This window comes from Microbacterium sp. MTN4-26, assembly GCF_042846595.1.
GTDB lineage: Bacteria > Actinomycetota > Actinomycetes > Actinomycetales > Microbacteriaceae > Microbacterium > Microbacterium luteum.
Genome location: NZ_BTGO01000005.1, coordinates 1 through 18,423, shown reverse-complemented (window position 1 = coordinate 18,423; position 18,423 = coordinate 1). Strand labels below are relative to the sequence as shown.

Genomic DNA, 18,423 nt, shown 5'->3' with positions numbered 1-18,423 from the left:
TGGGCCCCACCTGGGAGACCCACCCGATCTCGCGGCGTGTGCGACGATGACGGCATGGCGAAAAGGCCTCCTGTCTCCGACATCGACGAATCCCGCCTGCGCGTCTCCGATCGCAAGAGCACAGCAGTGGGGATTCCCGCCGTCCTCCACGCGCTGCAGATCTCGCAGCAGCAGATGGGGACGGTGCGATCGCTGCGCACGCTCTCGCGGGTGAACCAGAAGGACGGCTTCGACTGCCCCGGCTGCGCGTGGCCGGAAGAGGACAAACGCCACCTCGCGGAATTCTGCGAGAACGGCGCGAAGGCGGTCGCCGAGGAGGCCACCGTCCGCCGCGTCGGGTCCGACTTCTTCGCCGATCATTCGGTTGCCGAGCTGCGTGCGCACGACGACTGGTGGCTGGGACAGCAGGGACGCCTGACCGAGCCGATGTACCGGGAGGAGGGGGACACCCACTACCGCCCCATCAGCTGGGACGCCGCGCTCACCATGGTCTCCGATGCTCTTCGCGGGTTGGACGATCCCGACCGCGCCGTCTTCTATACGTCCGGTCGCACCTCGAACGAGGCCGCCTTCCTGTATCAGCTCCTCGTCCGCGGGATCGGCACGAACAATCTTCCCGACTGCTCGAACATGTGCCACGAGTCCAGCGGCTCCGCTCTGACCGAGACAATCGGCATCGGCAAGGGCACCGTCTCCCTCGAAGACATCCATCAGGCCGACCTGCTCATTGTCGCCGGCCAGAACCCCGGCACAAATCACCCTCGGATGCTGTCCGCCCTCGAGAAGGCGAAGCACCGAGGTGCGCGGATCATCGCGATCAACCCCCTCCCGGAGGCGGGTCTGCTGCGCTTCGAGAATCCGCAGACGGTGCGCGGAGCGCTCCTGGGCGGCACGGCCATCGCCGATGATTTCGTTCAGGTGCGGCTCGGGGGCGATCAGGCTCTCTTCCACGGCATCGCCAAACACCTCCTCGAGGCTGAGAACACCACCGGCGGCGTGCTCGATCACGAGTTCATCGCCGCGCACACGAGCGGGATCGATGCCTTCCGCGCGCTCATCGACGACGTGTCGTGGGCCGACCTCGAGGTCGCGAGCGGTCTCACCGAAGACGAGATCCGACGCGTCGGCGAGGCGGTGCGCGCGTCGCGGTCGACGATCGTGTGCTGGGCGATGGGGCTGACGCAGCACAAGCATTCCGTCGCGACGCTGCGCGACGTCGTGAACGTCCTCCTCCTGCAGGGCAACATCGGTCGCCCCGGTGCCGGCGTGTGCCCGGTGCGCGGGCACTCCAATGTGCAAGGCGATCGCACCATGGGGATCTACGAGAAGCCCTCGGAAGACTTCCTCCGCGCGCTGGGCGAGGAATTCTCGTTCACCCCGCCCCGCGAGCACGGATACGACACCGTCGAGGCCATCCGGGCGATGCGCGACGGGCGCGTCGACGTCTTCATGTGCATGGGCGGCAACTTCGTCTCCGCCACGCCGGACACCGACGTGGTCGAGGAGGCGATCACTCGAGTGGGCTTGACGGTGCAGGTATCCACCAAGCTCAACCGATCCCACGCGGTGACCGGTCGCCGCGCGCTCATTCTTCCCACCCTCGGCCGCACCGACGGCGACCGCCGCGGGGGTCGCGATCAGCGCGTCACGGTGGAGGATTCGATGGGTGCCGTGCACGCGTCGCGCGGTCGGCTCGCACCCCCGTCGAAGGATCTTCTCAGCGAGGTGGCGATCCTCGCGAGGCTGTGCGGGGCGCTGTTCGAGGCCGATGACGCCGGATCGAACGCAACTCCGCGTGCCGACTGGGGCGCCATGGAGTCCGACTACGCGCTGATCCGCGCGCATATCGCGAAGGTCGTCCCCGGTTTCGAGCAGTACGAGGAGCGCATCCAGAGGGGTCGCAGCTTCTTTCTGCCGAACGGCCCGCGCGATGGTCGCCGGTTCGCGACGGTCGACGGGAAGGCGCGCTTCACCGCCAACTCGCTGGAGTACCCCCGCATCCCCCCGGGACGCCTCCTGCTGCAGACGCTCCGATCCCACGATCAGTACAACACCACGATCTACGGCAAGGACGACCGCTATCGCGGCGTCTACGGCGGCCGACGCGTGGTGCTCATCCATGCCGAAGATGTGGCGGAGTTGGGCTTCACCGACGGGGACATCGTGGATCTCGTCTCCGAGTGGACCGCGCCCGACGGCTCCGTGCGCGAGCGCCGCGCCGAGGCGTTCCGCATCGTGCCCTACCCCACTCCGCGAAGGAACGCCGCGGCTTACTACCCTGAGACGAATGTGCTGGTTCCCCTCGAGTCCGTCGCCGACGTGAGCAACACGCCGACCTCGAAATCGGTGATCGTTCGCCTCGAGGCCCGGCATCGGGATTCGCAGCGGGCGAGCTCGGCGACGCCGTCGACATGACCGGCGACGACGGCCGCGCCCGCGTCCTGATCGTCGACAACCACGACTCCTACACCTTCAATCTCGTCCAGCTCGTCGACCGTCTGACCGGGACCCGACCCGACGTGGTCACGGTCGACGACTTCGACCTCGACGACGAGTCGGCGTACGCGGCCATCATCGTCTCCCCCGGCCCCGGGCACCCGTTGACGGAGCCTCACTTCGCACGATGCCTGGCCCTCTTCCGACGGCGGACGCGCCCGATCCTCGGCGTGTGCCTCGGTCACCAGGGCCTCGTCGCCGCGCACGGCGGCAGCATCGAACGGGTCGACCCGGCCCACGGGGTGCTCAGCCGCCTCGAGCACGACGGGACGAGCGTGTTCCGGGGCGTGCGCGACGACGTGCACGTCGTGCGCTACCACTCGCTCGCCTGCCGCGACGTGCCGGGGGTCCTGCGCGTGACAGCGCGCACGCCCGACGGCCTCGTCATGGCCGTCGAGCACCGGCATCTCCCCCACGTCGGTGTGCAGTTCCACCCGGAATCGATCCTCACCGAAGACGGCGCGAGGATGATCGCGAACTTCCTGACGCGAGCCGGCGTCTCCCTCGACGGCGCCGATGCCCCGGGCACGGCGCCGACCCCCCCGCGCACGCCCGATCGGGGAACGCTGGTGCTGTACCCCCGGTGGATCGAGCCGGTCGACCTCGCCCCCCTGATGCTTCGCGGACGACGGCGCGCCTTCTGGCTCGACAGCGCCGATCGCCGCGAATGGTCGGGCCGATACTCCGTCATGGGCTACCTCGACGACGACGACACCAGCGTCGTCGTCGGTGGACCCGAGCACGAGACGCCCGGCGCGCAAGCCGTCGCTCGACGCGACTTCCTCGGCCGCCTGCGCGAGCTCGGCGCGGACAGTCCCGGCGAGGATTCCGGCATCCCCTCGATGGATTCCTGGGTGGGCGCCGCCGGCTACGACACTCAGGAGATCCTCGAATCGACGGAGGTGGGTTCACCGGCGGACGGCTTCTTCCTGCGCATCGATCGCGTCGTGGTCTTCGATCACCTCGAGCGCACGGTCCGTTACGGGGCGAGCTCGGTGGCACGGTCGGACGGCGTGCGGGCGCTGCTGGATGCGGCCACGGACGCCCCGCATCCCGAAACCGAGCTCGGAGCCATCGTCGCGGAGACCGACTCGCCGTGGGCTGCGTACGCGCGGGCGTTCGACCGTCTCGACGAAGCCCTCCGAGCGGGCGATACGTACGAGGCCGTGCTCACGTTCCCTCTGCGCTACACGATCCCGGGAGACCCGCTGGATCACTACCTCGCGCTGCGCGCGCGCAGCCCCGCGCCCTATGCGGCGTACCTGCGGCACGACGAGCACGTCGTGCTGTCGGCATCCCCGGAGCGGATGCTGCGCGTGGGAGCCGACGGGCGTGCGGAGGTGCGCCCCATCAAGGGCACGCTCCCCCGCGACGCGGATCCCGAGCGCGACGCCCTGGCCCGGTGGCGCCTGGCCACGGATGAGAAGTTCCGCCGCGAGAACCTGATGATCACCGACCTCGTCCGCAACGACCTCGGCCGGGTGTGCCGACGCGGATCGGTCGCCGTCACCCAGCTCATGGGCGTGGAGTCCTACCGCGGTGTGCATCAGCTCGTCACGGTCGTCGAAGGCTCCCTGCAGGAGGGAACGACCCCGGTCGACGCGCTTCGGGCCGTCTTCCCCGCCGGCTCCATGACCGGGGCGCCGAAGCGGCGCACGATGGAGCTGATCCGCGAGGTCGAGCGCGAGGACCGGCACCTCTACGCCGGCGCGATCGGCTGGTTCGACGCCCGGCAGGCCGATTTCTCGGTCATCATCCGCACTCTCTGGGGTTCAGACGGCCACTATCGCCTCGACGTGGGCGGGGGCATCATCATCGGCTCCACCGCGGAGGCGGAGTTCACCGAGGCGCTGGGCAAAGCGCGCTCGGTCGTCGACCGCCCCCTGCGTGAGGTCACTCCCGATCGTCATAGCGGGGTGCGCGGACCCGACTCGCTGCCGCCAGCGCGTAATTGACGGCGATCATTGCACCGGGCGAGCTGACCGTGCTGCCAACGGCCATCGAACTGATAGACTGAACAGCCCCATCGGGCCACTCATCTTGTTCTCGCGACGCCACCGACGCACCAGCGCAGGTTGACGTTCTCTCCGCGGATTCCCCGAATCCCTGGCCGTCGCACTCGTCGAAAGCTCTCTTGTCCTCTTCTTCTGCCGCGCTCGCGGCCCCTCTGTCCACACCCGTCCTGTCTTGGGCGCAAGCCGATGACGACGTCCACGTCGCCACGCAGTCCGGCGAGTACGCCGGCTTCGTCGCCTCGTCGTCCGGCGGGCGATACGAAGCGCAGAACGCCCGGGGCGACGACCTCGGATGTTACCCCAGCGAGCCTCTCGCCCGCGCTGCCGTCGCCGCATCCGCTGCGCCCCCCACGCGACGACCCACGACCACCCACCACACCCGTCGCGGTCTCACTCGGAGGCCGCACATCCTCGGCCGCTCACGCGGCCGGCACACGAGAAGGAAGAACACGATGGCCACTGGCACCGTGAAATGGTTCAACGCCGACAAGGGATACGGCTTCATCGCCCCCGACGATGGTTCCGCCGATCTGTTCGCGCACTACAGTGCGATCACCGGCAACGGGTTCAAGGAACTGCGAGAGGACCAGAAGGTCGAGTTCGACGCGGAGCGCGGGCCCAAGGGCATGCAGGCCGCGAACATCCGTCCCCTCTGACGGCACGCCATCCCGGGTGTCGTCGGCAGAGCCTGACCGGCACCTGGGAGTACCGCCGTATTCCGCCGCCCGGATACGACACCCCGTAGCGTTCCCCTCAGCGTTCGGCGACCGCCGTTGGCTTCATCGGCCGACACGGTCGCGATCGAAACGCAGGTAGGGACATCTCCTCCACCGCTGCATCCCGTCTGAGACCCGTCAGGCAGACGTACGCCCGCACCGCCGACTTCCCCCGATCGCACGCGCGTACACCGACGGGTCGCAGGTCGTGCGCGAGAGCAGGCTCCTCGGTCGAACACGCTGGTTCTACGGCTTCGTCGGGATCGCGCTGGCGCTCGCGCTCGGGGGCTGCATCACCGGATTCATCCTTCTCGGCGACAGCTGGTTCCAGCTGCTCACCGCCGGAGCACTCGGCATCCTCTTCACACAGGTCGCTTTCCTGGCTCACGAGGCCGCGCACCGTCAGATCCTCGTCACGGGCCCTTCCAACGCGGGTGGGAGATCGCCCTCCTCCTCACGCGATTCGCCCTCATCTGGACGCCGGTGTTCGTCTTTCTGCCGATCGGGATGGCGTTCGCCTTCCTCGGGGTACAGCTCGCGGTGTTCGGCATCTACATGGGCGCCTCGTTCGCACCGAACCACAAGGGCATGCCGGTGATCGACGCGGACGCCAAACTCGACTTCTTCAGCAAGCAGGTGCGCACCTCGCGAAACGTCTCCGGCGGGTGGTGGGCGACCTGGCTCATGGGCGGCCTGAACTATCAGGTCGAGCACCACCTGTTCCCCAACATGCCGCGACCGCACCTCGCACGGGCACGCCAGATCGTGCGCGAGCACTGTCGCACGCTCGAGGTGCCCTACACCGAGACAACGCTGTGGCGCTCCTATGGGATCGTCATCGCCTACCTCAACCGCGTCGGGCTCGCCGCTCGCGACCCGTTCGACTGCCCGGTCACCGCCACGTACCGACGGGTGTGACGGGCCCGCCCGACTCGGGACCGGGTCAGTCGGGGTGAACCGGCTCGCGCCGTCGGAGGCGGGAGACGGCCAACACGATGCCGGCGATCACGAGACCGACGGCCAGCCCGAAGACAGCCGACATCGCGGTCTCCGCGATCCAGACCACGACGACGCCGGCGCCCTCGATGAGATGAGTCGCCGCGTGAACCAGGTCATGCGGGCCGCTCCAGAACGTCTCACCCAGGTTCTCGATGAGCAGATGTCCACCGACCCACAGCATCGCGACGGTGCCGATGATGCCGATCACACGAAAAACCGTCGGCATGGATGCGACCACGCGTGCCCCGGTGCGCCGCATCCCCCGCTTCGGGCTCTTCATCAGACGAAGACCGATGTCGTCGATCTTCACCAGGAGCGCGACAGCGCCGTAGACGAGCGCCGTCATCGCCAGCCCGATCACGAGCAGGGCTCCGAGCGTCATCCAGATGTCCAAGCCCGGATCGAGGCTCGTCAAGGCGATGAGCATGATCTCGGTGCTGAGGATGAGGTCGGTGCGCACCGCCCCGAAGACGAGCTTGCCCTCGTCTCGAGGGCCGTCCTCTGCCGGACCATGATGCAGGCCGAACCACTCCAGCACCTTCTCCGCACCCTCGAAGCATAGGAAACCCCCACCGAGGATCAACAGGTACGGAAGCACCCACGGAGCGAACGCGGTCAGCACGAGCGCGATCGGGATGATGATCACGAACTTGTTGACGAGGCTCCCGAGCGCGATCTTCCACACGACGGGCAGTTCGCGCGCCGGCGTGATTCCCTGCACGTACTGCGGCGTGACGGCGGCATCGTCGATGACCACCCCGGCCGTCTTCGCGCTCGCCTTCAGCGCCGCGCTCAGGATGTCGTCGACGACGGCCAGAAGTCCAACCGACATGTGCGCTCCCCCACCCGTTCCCGCACTCACGCTAGCAGCGCGAACTCTTTCACGACGCCTGACCGGTTCCGTGGCGTCAGCTGGAGGCGGTGGTCGTCCGCAGAGCCCACGCCCGCACCGAGATCATCGTCCTGATCCACAACGACCACGCCATCATCAGCGCCCGCAGCAGCGGCGAAATCCTCGCCAGCTCCACCATCGACCCCACCTCACTTCGCGTTCGTGTTCGGACCTCCGCCATGATCTCGGCAGCCTTTGCCTTGCTCACACTTACGCTCGCGTGGACGAAGACAGGGGAGCTTCCCGCGAGGAGGTTTCCCCCGTCGTTCCCTGACTCATCACATGCGACAACGAGTGGCTGCGTTGTTCCGCTAGTTGATACGTCCTCCGGCACTTGCTCATCGTGCCACTAGGGGTGCAGCTTTGTCGCAGTGTCCGGGGCGCGGTTCAGCGGAGGATGCCGCGCCGCCGGGCGGCTGACACCGCGGACGTGCGGGAGGTGACATCGAGTTTGGTGAAGATGTGGGCGAGGTGGGATTTCACGGTGGGTTCGCTGACGTAGAGGTCGGTGGCGATCTCGGCGTTGGAGCGGCCGTCGGCGACGCGTTCGAGGACTTCGATTTCGCGGGAGCTGAGGCTGATCTGTGGGGATCGCATGCGACCCAGCAGTCGGGAGGCGATGACGGGGGCGAGTGCGGATTCGCCGGCGGCGGCGGCGTGGACGGCGGTGACGAGTTCGTGTGGGGGCGCGTCTTTGAGCAGGTATCCGCTGGCGCCGGCTTCGACGGCGCCGAGGATGTCGGCGTCGGAGTCGTAGTTGGTAAGGACGAGCACGTAGGGGGCGGCATCGAGGGCGCGGATGTGGCGGGTGGCATCGGCACCGGTTTCGGCGCTGTTCCCGAACTGGAGGTCCATCAGGACAACGTCGGGGTTCTCGCGTTGTGCCGCGGCGATGGCTTCTTCGGGGGTCGCGGCTTCCGCGACAACGGTGAGGTCCGCTTCTTGATCGAACAGTGCGGTGAGGCCGGCGCGGACGATGGGGTGGTCATCGGCGATGACGAGGCGGATCATGCGGCTCTCACTGGGCTGAGAGTCACGGTGAGGGTCGTTCCGTGGCCGGGTGTGGAGTCCACCAGGAGGGTGCCGCCGAGCTGTTGCACGCGTTCGTGGGTGGCCTGCAGGCCGAAAGAGTCGGATTTGCCGTGGCGGGTTGCGGGCGAGCTGGGGTCGAATCCGATGCCGTCGTCGCTCACGGTGAAGACGAGCTCGTCCGGGGTCGTGGCGAGAGTGATGGTCGCTGTGGCGGCCTCTGCGTGTTGGAGCACGTTGGCGATCGCGCCTTGCGCGATGCGCAGCAGCGCCGTCTGCAGATGCATGGGCAGCTCGATCGTGTCGGACACTCGCACATGGACGGTGAGTCCTTGGTTGGACCACTGGCCCTTGGCGAGGCGTCGGAGGGCGCCGCCGAGGCCGTGGCTGTCGAGGTCGGGCGGTGTGAGCTCGCGGATGAATCGGCGTGCGTCGGCGAGGTTCGTGGCGGCGGTTTCCCGGGCAAGCCGGATGTGTTCGACGCCGGGCCGGTCGGGGTCTGCGCGTTCGGCCGCGTACAGAAGCATCTGGATACTGGAAAGTCCTTGGGCGAGGGTGTCGTGGATCTCTTTGGCGAGGCGGGCTCGTTCGGCGAGCACCCCGGATTCGTGTTCGATCGCCGCGAGTTGGCCACGGGTAGCGAGGAGTTCCTGCATCAGAGCTTCGCGTTCGGCAGCTTCCCTTGCCAACGCCTGATACCCCAACCCGATCAGCAGGGCGACCCCGGCTCCGACGATCGGGCCGACGACACCGCCGATGCTCCACCCTCCGTGTGCTCCCAACGCGGTGATCGCCACGGCCGTCGCGGCCACGATCGCCGCGGATCCCCACCCCGCACCGAGTAGGTGCAGGTAGAGGAAGAACAGCGGGAACACCAGGTACGCGGCCTCGGGGATCAGCCACATCAGCACGACCCATTCCAGGGTCAACGCGACCAGCCAGATCAGCCGCGCCGCGCGTCCCCGGGAGCGGCGGGCCAGATAGGCACCGGACCCGTAGGTGGCGAGCGTGAGCAGAGCGAGACCGATCACGGCCGCGCTGGCGTCCGCGGGGGCGAGGATCGCCCGTCCGATGATCAACGCGATGAGCGCAACGAAGAGCACATGCAGGCCCGTGCGCAGGCCCGCGAACACGGGTGTCAGCACGGAGTGAGGCATGCCCGAATTTTATGTCCCGGCCCTGGACCGCGAATCATCCGAAAGGTCCACTCCCCCGTCCTTCGTTTGATGCTCCGCAGCCGTGCCGAGGACCGATGCCTCACTCCCCTCCCCGGCGGGACAGTGGTGATGTCACAGATCAGCCGGTCACCGGAAAGGACCACACCATGTTCGTCGCCTTGCGCGATCTGCGTTTCGCCCGAGGGCGATTCCTTCTCATCGGTTCCGTCGTCGGGCTCATCACCGTGCTCGTGGGCTTCCTCAGCGGCCTCACCGGTGGGCTCGCAATCCAGAACATCTCCGCTGTTCTCGCGATCCCCGGCGATCGGGTCGTGTTCTCCGCGCCGTCTTCTGGCGAGCCCGGAGCGAGCTTCTCTGATTCGGTGATCACCGAGCAGCAGGCCACCGACTGGGCCTCCACGGCCGGGGTGACCGCGGCTCAGCCGATCGGGATCAGCCAAACCCGCGGTGAAGCCGGTGACACCCGCACCGCGATCGCCGTGTTCGGCGTCCAGCCCGGATTCAACGACACCGCCCCGACCGCTGACGGGAAGCTCGGCCTCTCCACACCCGCCGCTGACGCCCTCAATGTCACAGCAGGTGACACGGTCACCATCGCCGGCACGCCCTTCACCGTCGACACCATCGCCGGTGACGCCTGGTACAGCCACACCCCGGTCGTCGAGATGACCCTGACCGACTGGCAGGCATACTCCGCGGCCACCGGCAACCCCGACGCCTACGCAACCGTGCTTGCCGTCTCCGGGAGCCCGGACTGGGATGCTGCGGACACCGCCCACCAGACCGTGTCCGAGAGCGTTCTCGGGTCGCTCACCGCGCTAAGCGCGTTCCGCTCCGAAATCGGGTCGCTTCTTCTGATGGTGGCGATGCTGTTCGGCATCTCCGGGCTGGTCATCGGCGCGTTCTTCACCGTCTGGACCATGCAACGCAAGGGCGATATCGCGGTCCTGAAAGCACTTGGTGCCAGCACCCGCTCCCTCGTCCGAGACGCCCTTGGGCAAGCCCTCATCGTGCTCCTTCTCGGCATCGGTGTCGGGCTCGGGCTCGTCGCCCTCTTCGGAGCCCTCGCAGGCACCGCACTGCCGTTCCTGCTCAGCCCGATCACGACCCTCCTGCCCGGGGTGATCATGATCGCTCTCGGTCTCGCCGGGGCCGCGTTCGCCCTCCGATCCGTCACCTCCGCCGACCCCCTCACCGCCCTCGGGAGCAACCGATGATCCGCCTCGACAACATCCACCTCACCTTCCCCGACGGAGACGCCCGCGTCACCGCTGTCAACCACGTCACCCTCACCGCGCACCCCGGAACGGTCACCGGCATCACCGGGCCCAGCGGCTCCGGCAAATCCAGCCTCCTCGCCGTCGCCGCTACCCTCATCCGGCCCGACTCCGGCACCGTCCTGATCGACGACATCGACGCCACACGCCTCGACCCAAAAGCTGCGACCGAGCTGCGCCGCGACAAGATCGGCATCGTGTTCCAGCAGTCCAACCTCGTCCCCTCCCTCACCGCGATGGAACAGCTCGCCGTCATGAACGAGCTCGGCGCCCCACACTCCCGCCGCCACCGCGCGAAAGCAACCGCGCGAGCCGGTGAGCTCCTCGATGCGGTGGGCCTCGCCGACCAGCGCGACAAGCGGCCGCACCAGCTCTCCGGCGGGCAGCGGCAGCGCGTGAACATTGCCCGGGCCCTGATGAACGACCCCAGCGTGCTCCTCGTTGATGAGCCCACCAGCGCCCTCGACCAGGAGCGCGGAGCCAGCATCATTGAGCTGATTCTGCAACTCACCGACCAGCTGAACACGTCCACACTGCTCGTCACCCACGACCTCGTCCACCTCCCCCGCATGCACGGTGTCGTCCACCTCGTCGACGGGAAACTTGTCGACACGGCAGTCGGCGCCTAGCCGGTCCTGCACCGGATCAATCCGGCGCGCGATCGCCCGGCCCGTAGCGCGAATCCGGGACCGACGTACGTCGTTGATGCACAACGGCGTGCGCCGGTCCGCTTCCATTCGAGACGATTCCGGGTGACTAGCGCGGGGCGCATACCCCCACGGTGAGCCGTTCACCCCCCACGGACCACCTAGGCCGTGTTGATCAAGTCTGATTTGATCCAGATCAGCGTGGCGGCGAGGCTGATGGCGGCTCGGTGTCGGTCGTCCTCTACCCGGCATTCGCCGCGCTCCTCCTGCGGCGGGCCGGAGCACTCGGCGATGCCGGCGCCGTCTCACAGGTGGCGACCTGGGTGCTGTTCGCATACTTCGGCATCGGCGTGCTGCTGAACGCCATATCGAGGAGCCGACCGGAACGCATCGTGATGTGACGGTGTCTGCGGTGCTGACTGCCTGCGCGGTCGTGATCGCGCGGGGCTGAAGAGACCAAGCGCTCCGCTGATCGGCGTCATCGATCGACCGCTCGGGTCAACCGCCCGCCCCCGGTGATCGCCAGGGTAGTAGGTGCACGGTACTCCGCTTTCGCTCAGCGACGTGGGTGGCGCGCGTCATCATCGCTCAGCTCGGACCCGCGCCATCCGCGCTCTGCATTTCGCGAGTCGGCGGAAGCGATGAAGCGCGGTTTCGGTGTACCCGTTCGGATGGTCGGCCCATTCGAAGATGAGGCTTCGCGCCGCGCGGAAGGCATACGAATCCGAGTCCAATGGCACGTGTGCGGGTTCATTCGCTGACTGGTTGTCGACGAGGCGGGCCATTCGGTCGAGCGCCTCGTCGACCTGCGCCGGGCTCACGAGATCGTGGTGGAGCCAGTTCGCGACGAGCTGACTCGAGATCCGTAGTGTCGCTCGATCCTCCATTCGTCCGACGCCATCGACGTCGGGGACCGTGGAGCAGCCGATGCCCTGGTCGACCCAGCGGGACACGTAGCCGAGGATGGCCTGCACGTTGTTGTCGAGCTCGCGCTGCACGTACTCGGTAGAAAGGTCGGCGGGGTCGACGACGGAGGCGGTCAGCAAGGCCGAGAGGTCGTCGCCCCCGGTGCTCTCAACGACCAATTTACGCTGACGTGAGCGCACGTCGACATCCCAATAGTGCAGCGCGTGCAGGGCGGCGGCCGTGGGGGACGGGACCCACGCGGTGCTGGCGCCGGCGGTTGGGTGCGCGATCTTCTCCGTCATCATTCGGCCCATCTCGTCGGGTTGAGCCCACATGCCCTTACCGATCTGACCGCGGCCCGAGAGCCCGGCCCGCAGCCCGGCCGCAACGTTGCGCGATTCGTACGAAGCCATCCATGCTGCACTGCGCAAGCTATCCCGACCGGGAACGACTCCCGCGTTCATGACGCTGCGGATCTCGTCGCCCGATCTGTCGAGGAACCCGGTGTTGATGAACACGACACGATCGGAGGCCGCAGCGATGCACGCACCGAGGTTCGCCGATGTTCGGCGCTCCTCATCCATGAGGCCGAGCAGCAGAGTGTGCTCGCGCAAGCCGAGGAGCGCTTCCACGCGTGCGAACACCTCGACAGCGAGCGCGACTTCGGTGGGGCCATGGAGTTTCGGCACAACGACGGCGAGGGTTTGTTCGGTTCGGCCGCCGCGGCTGGCGAGGGTCGCGCACAGTGCCGTGATCGCGATGTCGAGGATGCCCTCCGGCACCGGCTGCCCGTCGGCGTCCAGCACCGCGTCGGTGGTCATGTGGAGCCCGACGCCGCGGACGAGCATGTGAGAGCGGCCGGGCAGCTGGGTCAGTGCACCACCGGGCGTTCTCAGCACGATAGGCGGGGCGAGGCTCCTGTCGATGACGGAGCCGGCCTTGAGGAACCGCGCGGTGAGGTCGCCGCGGCACAGTCCCCACCAGTTGCGGTAGGCGAGCACCTTGTCGTCGGCATCGACGACCGCGACGGAGTCCTCGAGATCGACGATCGTGGTGGGAGCCGCCTCGATACGAACATCCGAGATGCCCGCGGCGTCGACGGCGCCGAGGGTTGTCGACCGATCGATGTCCACGAGAAGACGCAGCCCGTTGTGCTGCAGTGCGATCATCGTCGGCTGTTCTGGTTCGCCCGAGAAGCCGACGAAGCCGTCCGGCGACAGGAGCCCCGTGCGCGCGCCCCTGGCGTGCACGATGAGAGCGCCATCGACGACGGAGAATCCGGTGGTGTCGGCGTGACTGCCGGTTTCGAGTGGTACGTGATGGTCCAGCAGCTCGCGCACGGTTCGCACGACTGTCGCCGGGCGATCGGAGATCTGCTCCTGCGGGATGAGGGCGTCGGTTCCGTATATCGAGTCGTACAGGGAAACCCACCGCGCATTCACGGCGTTGATCGCGTATCGAGCGTTCGTAACCGGGACGACGAGCTGAGGGCCACACTGTGCCGCGAGCTCGGGAGCCGCGTTCGCCGTCGTGACGCTCGGGTCGCGGTCGGGCACGAGGTAGCCGATGTCTCGCAAGAACGCCGTGTACTCCTGGCTGCCAGCGCGACCCGGGTGTGCGGCATGCCACACATCGAGCCGGTGCTGCAGACGAGCCCGTTCGGCGAGCAGACCGTGGATACGTGGCGCGACGGCCTCGAAGATGCTTTCCAGCCCCGACCAGAACCCCTCCCGTGTCAGGCCGGTGCCGCTGAGCGCGTCACTGACGAACGCATCGAGCCCGGTTGCAACGGTGAGGCTTCGGTCCGTGGGCATCACGACGTCGCCTCCGCCGCGAGCGGATTGCCCTTGTCGTCGAGGTAATTGCGCCAGGAACGGCGCGGCGACCATCCGAACAGGGCCTCGGCCTTACCTGAGTCGATTCCCGAGGCATCCGTCCGCGACAGCGGGGCGACCGGGACACCGGGATGTAGCCGTGTCATCTCCTTGGCGAGGTCGCGCCCGCCGATGTTGTCCGCGGCGGCGGCGAAAACCGTTTCGTGGCCGCCGTTCGGCCTCTCGACGCACGCGAGGAGCAGATCGGCGAGATCGTCGACATCGATGTACGACCAGAAGACCGCGCTCGTGAGATCGGGGTCGTCGAAGAACGGGCGGAGATTCGATGCGTAGGTGTCGGCTGTCAACACCCACGTCGGTCGTACCGAGACGGCGGACCCACCCGTGCGCGTGACAAACGCCTCGCAGAGCATCTCTCCCACTCGCTTCGAGAGACCGTACGCGTCGTGCGCGAGTTCCGGATGCGTCTCGTCGATGGGGCAACGCAGCCCCTCGAACGGCGCATGCGCCCAGGTCATCCCGGTGACCGAATCGCTGCTGAGGTTCACGACACGGGGGACGCGGTTCGCCGTCGCCGCCTCGAGCACGGCGAACGTTGCCGCGACGTTCGTGAGGAAGACCGTGTGCGCGACGTTGCGGGTCGGTTCCGGAATTCCTGCGGCGTGGACGACCGCGTCAACGTCGCGAACGATGGCGAAGGCGTCGCCGGGCTGGGTGAGATCGGCCTGAACATATCTCACGTTCGACCCGTCGGCGTCATACGTCGGGCGACCCAGATCGGTGGCGATGACCTCGTGTCCGGCCCCGGCGAGCGCGGCAACGGTCGCAGCGCCGACCTTTCCTCCTGCGCCGGTGACGAGAACGCGCTGCGGCGTTGAGTTGCGATCACGCGTCGACATACGTGCGGTGTCCTTCCATGAGTACCTCTTCGTCGACGTCGATGCCGAGCCCCGGGCTGTCCGGAATTGCGATCCTGCCGTCCTCGATCGAGGCGATCCCGAAGCCTGCGGCGGGGGCGACCCGCTCGAGCATGGGGGACAGATGGAAGGGATACTCAATGAGGTCGACGCCCGGCAGCCCTCCCGCGACGAGCGCATTCGCGGCGATCGTCACGGGGCTGCCGTGCAAGTGCATGACGACGCGGGCCCCGCGGGATGCGGCCGCTGTTCCCATTCGATGCGCTTCCGTCAGCCCGCCACAGATCGACGCATCGGGTTGAATGACGGAGATTGCGCTCGACTGCAGCGCATCGAGCGCCTGCGCGGTGCTGAAGAGGTGCTCCCCGTAGGCGATCGGGACCGGGGACGCGCCGGCGATCCGCGAGATCGCTGCGTGTTGCGTGCTGGGCACAGGCTCTTCGAACCAGGACACGCGAAGGTCGGCCAGCACCAGTGCCATCTCCATCGCTTCGCCCACGCTGAACAGCTCGCTGCCGTCGACCATGATGTCTGTCTCGACCGGGAGCAGCGGACGCAGGTCTGTCAGTATGCGCATCGCATCCCGCCAAGCCGGCCCGATGCGCATCTTCACCTTGCGCACGCCGCGCTCGAGCAGCGGAGCGAGCAGTTCGAAGTGAGCTGACGCGGCGCGGGATTCCAGGAAATGGCTGTTGCCCGCGTACACCTCGACATGATCACGAAGCCGCGGTGCGGGTGCGGCGCTGCGACCGTGTTGTTTGCCGGCAGCATCGGCGATGGCGATTTCCAGTGCGCTCAGCGCCTGAGCCGACGCGTAGGTCGAGCCGAGCGTGCGTGCCGTGGCCGAACGTACTGCTGCAAGGCGGGCGGGTGCCGAATCGAGGGGATGGCCGATCACCGCAGGCCCCCACACGTCGTCGACGATGCGTTCGAGCACCGTCGGGTACGAGACGCCGAAGCTGTCGCAGCTCTCGCCCCAACCGACGACGCCGTCGGTCGTCTCGACGCGGACGAAGAAGAGGGACATCCGCGCGTAGTCGGTGCTGAGTCGTGCGGGCAGCGCGGAGATGCGCGAGATGATCATGGTGACGCCTTTGAATCGAAGCGGGTGGTGACGGTGAGGGGACGGCCGTGCCGCCCCCTCACTCGCTAGTCGAGCGTGATCGACGGGTCGAGGAACTCGTTTGTATAGATGTCGTCGGGGGTGAGGTCGGCGGCGATCTCCACGCCGGTCTCGCTGAAGACTCCAGTCAGCAGTTCGGTCATCCGCTCCATCCGAGCGGGGTCGAACGAGCCGAAAACGCCGTCCGTGCCGTCGGTGACGATCCCCTCGTTCAGCATGACGCTGTGCACCTCGCTCGCCATCTCGGGGGTGATCTGGAAGAACTGGTCCATCTCGATGAGGTAGTCGGAGATGGCCTGGTTGACCGCTGTCGGGTCGTTCATGTAGTCCACCTGCGCCTGCTGCATAGCGGGAATCAGCTGGGCGAGACAGTCCGCCTGCGCCTCGACGACATCGGGCTTGGCTGACCATGCCGCGGGGTAGATGTCGTATCCGGAGTCGGCAATCAGGAAAGAATCGACCTCGCGTCCGTAGTCGGGGTAGTCGACCATGAGGCGATAGGGCTCCTGCGTGATGTAGCCCTGCATCACGACGGGCTCGCCCGCCACGAGCCGGGTCACCGAGCCGTCGAACGAGCCGTCGACCTGATCGGGGCGCACGTCGCCCTCAGCCAGCAGGTAGTCCATGTAGGTCGCGCCCTGGAAATAGAGCACAGTCGCGTCGGCGTCACCGATATCGGAGATCGAGTCGAACGAATACCGCTCGGGATCCCACAGCAGAATCTGAGGGTTCACTTGCAGCGGGGTGTAGACGGCCTGCGTCGGCTGGCTCTCGGAGAGCTTGACCGACTCGTCGGTGTCGATCATGGCGAGCATGATCGAGTCGTCTGAGTAGAGCACCGCCGTTGACTGCTGGAAGCCGATGAAGGGGCCACCGCTTCGCACCTCGATCGTGACGTTGTCATCGGCGATGGCGGGTCCGGAATACACTCCGGCGTCCGCGTCGATCGTGGCGTCGGCCGGGTCGATCATCGCATAGGCGGCGGAGTGTTCGGGCTCGGGGTACCAGTTCGTCTGCAACACGACGGTGCTCGGGCACGCGCTCAGCGCGCCGTCGCCGCCGGCCGACTCTGCCTCCGCAGCCGTCGGCGTCGAAGATGCGCAGCCCGCGAGGCTGAAGGCGGTGAGTGCGAAGACGCCGGTCGCGGCGAGGGAGATTCTGCGAATGGGCATGGGTCCTCCGGGTTCGTGAGTCGGGTGGTGCTGGTCGTGGTTGGAGCGTGGGTCAGCGGCGGTCGGGCTGATGCCAGGCGCCGACGGCGAGCTTCGAAAGCAGGCCGAAGAGCCAGAAGACGACGAGGCCGAGCGCGGAGGCGAGGATGATGGCGCCGTAGAGCATCTCGCCATCGAGCAGATTGCGATACGTGTCGATCGCCAGCCCGATTCCGGACTGCCCGCGTCGGAAGAAGAAATCGGCGACGATGGCGCCGACGACGGCCATCCCTGCAGAGATCCGCAGACCTGTGAAGATCGCGGGCAGCGCGGCCGGAAACTCGAGGCGGCGCAGCGTGGTCCACCGTGAGCTGTGGGTGATCTTGAACAGATCGCGCATCTGTGGAGACACCGACTGCAGGCCGAAGAGCGTGTTCGTGATGATCGGGAACAGGGCGATCAGGACGACGACGAGGATGCGGCTGCCGAAACCGTAGCCGAGGGCGAACGCGATCAGCGGCACGATCGCCAGAATCGGCACGCTCTGCAGTGCGACAGCGTAGGGGTACAGGGTCGTTTCGACCCACCTCGCCTGGCTCATGAGGGTCGCGGTGACGATTCCGATGACGGCCGCGATCAACAGGCCGATGAGGGCGACGCCTGCCGACACCGCGAGGGGTCGCAACAGATCCATGAGGTTGTTGCCGTCGAGGAAGGCGACGACCACGATCTCGTGGGGCATCGGCAGGATGAAACGACGGCTGGGGGAGAGCAACAGGCCGCTGATGAGGTACCAGATCGCCACGACGCCGGCGGCGAACGCGACGGGCAAGAGTACGCGTGCGGTCATCCGGCTCATGACATCGCTCCCTTCAAGACGTCCGATATCTCGCTTGAGAGGGCGGCGAACTCCGCTGAGTATCGTGTGTGCTCATCGCGTTCAGCGCCGAAGGGGACGTCGTATTCGCGGATGATGCGGCCGGGATGCGCGCCCATCACGACGACGCGTGTGCCCATGTAGATCGCCTCGGCTATCGAGTGCGTGACGAACACTCCCGTGAACCGCTCGCGTTGCCACAGAGCGCGGAGGTCGTCGTTGAGACGTTCCCGGGTGAACTCGTCTAGGGCGCCGAATGGCTCGTCGAAGAGGAAGAGCTCAGGGTCGCGTACTAGCGAGCGTGCGAGGGATGCTCGCATTCGCATACCACCGGACAGTTGATGAGGGCGGTTCTGTGAAAAATC

18 protein-coding genes are annotated in these 18,423 nt (G+C 67.2%); 7 read left to right on the top strand and 11 right to left on the bottom strand.

What is annotated here, in order from left to right; all coding sequences use genetic code 11:
• Positions 1-54 precede the first annotated feature (54 nt).
• From ACGG9C_RS05325 to ACGG9C_RS05315, 3 genes are all read left to right on the top strand, one after another.
• Positions 55-2,415 carry an FdhF/YdeP family oxidoreductase gene (locus ACGG9C_RS05325; protein ID WP_390178377.1) on the top strand — a complete coding sequence of 787 codons (2,361 nt, stop codon included), beginning with the start codon at positions 55-57 and terminating at the stop codon, positions 2,413-2,415.
• On the top strand, positions 2,412-4,451 hold the full coding sequence (locus tag ACGG9C_RS05320) for a chorismate-binding protein (protein ID WP_390178376.1): 2,040 nt from the start codon (positions 2,412-2,414) through the stop codon (positions 4,449-4,451). The genes ACGG9C_RS05325 and ACGG9C_RS05320 overlap by 4 nt, the downstream gene beginning before the upstream one ends.
• Positions 4,452-4,963: 512 nt before the next feature.
• The gene (locus tag ACGG9C_RS05315) at positions 4,964-5,167 is read left to right on the top strand and encodes a cold-shock protein (RefSeq protein ID WP_071044020.1); all 204 of its coding nucleotides are present in this window, start codon (positions 4,964-4,966) and stop codon (positions 5,165-5,167) included.
• 97 nt (positions 5,168-5,264) lie between these two features.
• Here the strand turns inward: ACGG9C_RS05315 and ACGG9C_RS05310 are convergent, their stop codons facing one another.
• Positions 5,265-5,627 carry a hypothetical protein gene (locus ACGG9C_RS05310; RefSeq protein ID WP_390178375.1) on the bottom strand — a complete coding sequence of 121 codons (363 nt, stop codon included), beginning with the start codon at positions 5,625-5,627 and terminating at the stop codon, positions 5,265-5,267.
• Here ACGG9C_RS05310 and ACGG9C_RS05305 point away from each other — a divergent pair.
• Complete coding sequence (locus ACGG9C_RS05305) at positions 5,516-6,145, top strand: fatty acid desaturase family protein (RefSeq protein WP_390178406.1); 630 nt, start codon at positions 5,516-5,518, stop codon at positions 6,143-6,145. The genes ACGG9C_RS05310 and ACGG9C_RS05305 overlap by 112 nt on opposite strands.
• A gap of 25 nt (positions 6,146-6,170) precedes the next feature.
• Here the strand turns inward: ACGG9C_RS05305 and ACGG9C_RS05300 are convergent, their stop codons facing one another.
• The 4 genes from ACGG9C_RS05300 to ACGG9C_RS05285 form a co-directional block, all read right to left on the bottom strand.
• Positions 6,171-7,058, bottom strand: coding sequence for a DUF808 domain-containing protein (locus ACGG9C_RS05300; protein ID WP_286720146.1), 888 nt, complete (start codon positions 7,056-7,058; stop codon positions 6,171-6,173).
• 76 nt (positions 7,059-7,134) lie between these two features.
• Positions 7,135-7,257, bottom strand: coding sequence for a hypothetical protein (locus ACGG9C_RS05295; protein WP_286720149.1), 123 nt, complete (start codon positions 7,255-7,257; stop codon positions 7,135-7,137).
• A gap of 248 nt (positions 7,258-7,505) precedes the next feature.
• The gene (locus ACGG9C_RS05290) at positions 7,506-8,129 is read right to left on the bottom strand and encodes a response regulator transcription factor (RefSeq protein WP_286720152.1); all 624 of its coding nucleotides are present in this window, start codon (positions 8,127-8,129) and stop codon (positions 7,506-7,508) included.
• Complete coding sequence (locus tag ACGG9C_RS05285; RefSeq protein ID WP_286720154.1) at positions 8,126-9,304, bottom strand: sensor histidine kinase; 1,179 nt, start codon at positions 9,302-9,304, stop codon at positions 8,126-8,128. The genes ACGG9C_RS05290 and ACGG9C_RS05285 overlap by 4 nt, the downstream gene beginning before the upstream one ends.
• Before the next feature lie 167 nt (positions 9,305-9,471).
• On the opposite strand from ACGG9C_RS05285, the gene ACGG9C_RS05280 reads away from it, so the two are divergent.
• From ACGG9C_RS05280 to ACGG9C_RS05270, 3 genes are all read left to right on the top strand, one after another.
• A complete protein-coding gene (locus ACGG9C_RS05280) occupies positions 9,472-10,542 on the top strand; it encodes an FtsX-like permease family protein (protein ID WP_286720157.1) in 1,071 nt (356 codons plus the stop codon).
• A complete protein-coding gene (locus ACGG9C_RS05275) occupies positions 10,539-11,231 on the top strand; it encodes an ABC transporter ATP-binding protein (RefSeq protein ID WP_286720160.1) in 693 nt (230 codons plus the stop codon). The genes ACGG9C_RS05280 and ACGG9C_RS05275 overlap by 4 nt, the downstream gene beginning before the upstream one ends.
• A gap of 245 nt (positions 11,232-11,476) precedes the next feature.
• Entirely contained in the window at positions 11,477-11,650 is a 174-nt protein-coding gene (locus tag ACGG9C_RS05270; RefSeq protein WP_390178374.1) for a hypothetical protein, read from the top strand.
• 180 nt (positions 11,651-11,830) lie between these two features.
• Here the strand turns inward: ACGG9C_RS05270 and ACGG9C_RS05265 are convergent, their stop codons facing one another.
• The 6 genes from ACGG9C_RS05265 to ACGG9C_RS05240 form a co-directional block, all read right to left on the bottom strand.
• Positions 11,831-13,969 (bottom strand): malate synthase G, encoded by a 2,139-nt coding sequence (locus ACGG9C_RS05265; RefSeq protein ID WP_390178373.1) that lies wholly within the window; start codon positions 13,967-13,969, stop codon positions 11,831-11,833.
• Entirely contained in the window at positions 13,969-14,889 is a 921-nt protein-coding gene (locus tag ACGG9C_RS05260; RefSeq protein WP_390178372.1) for an NAD-dependent epimerase/dehydratase family protein, read from the bottom strand. The genes ACGG9C_RS05265 and ACGG9C_RS05260 overlap by 1 nt, the downstream gene beginning before the upstream one ends.
• Positions 14,876-15,991 (bottom strand): mandelate racemase/muconate lactonizing enzyme family protein, encoded by a 1,116-nt coding sequence (locus tag ACGG9C_RS05255; protein ID WP_390178371.1) that lies wholly within the window; start codon positions 15,989-15,991, stop codon positions 14,876-14,878. Before ACGG9C_RS05255 ends, ACGG9C_RS05260 begins: the two co-directional genes overlap by 14 nt.
• 65 nt (positions 15,992-16,056) lie before the next feature.
• Positions 16,057-17,202: an ABC transporter substrate-binding protein gene (locus ACGG9C_RS05250; protein ID WP_176759393.1), complete on the bottom strand. Its 1,146-nt coding sequence runs from the start codon at positions 17,200-17,202 to the stop codon at positions 16,057-16,059.
• A gap of 52 nt (positions 17,203-17,254) precedes the next feature.
• On the bottom strand, positions 17,255-18,040 hold the full coding sequence (locus tag ACGG9C_RS05245) for an ABC transporter permease (RefSeq protein ID WP_071044175.1): 786 nt from the start codon (positions 18,038-18,040) through the stop codon (positions 17,255-17,257).
• Positions 18,037-18,423: ABC transporter ATP-binding protein (locus ACGG9C_RS05240; RefSeq protein ID WP_390178370.1), on the bottom strand; the 387-nt coding region annotated here is incomplete at its 5' end. The genes ACGG9C_RS05245 and ACGG9C_RS05240, both read right to left, overlap by 4 nt.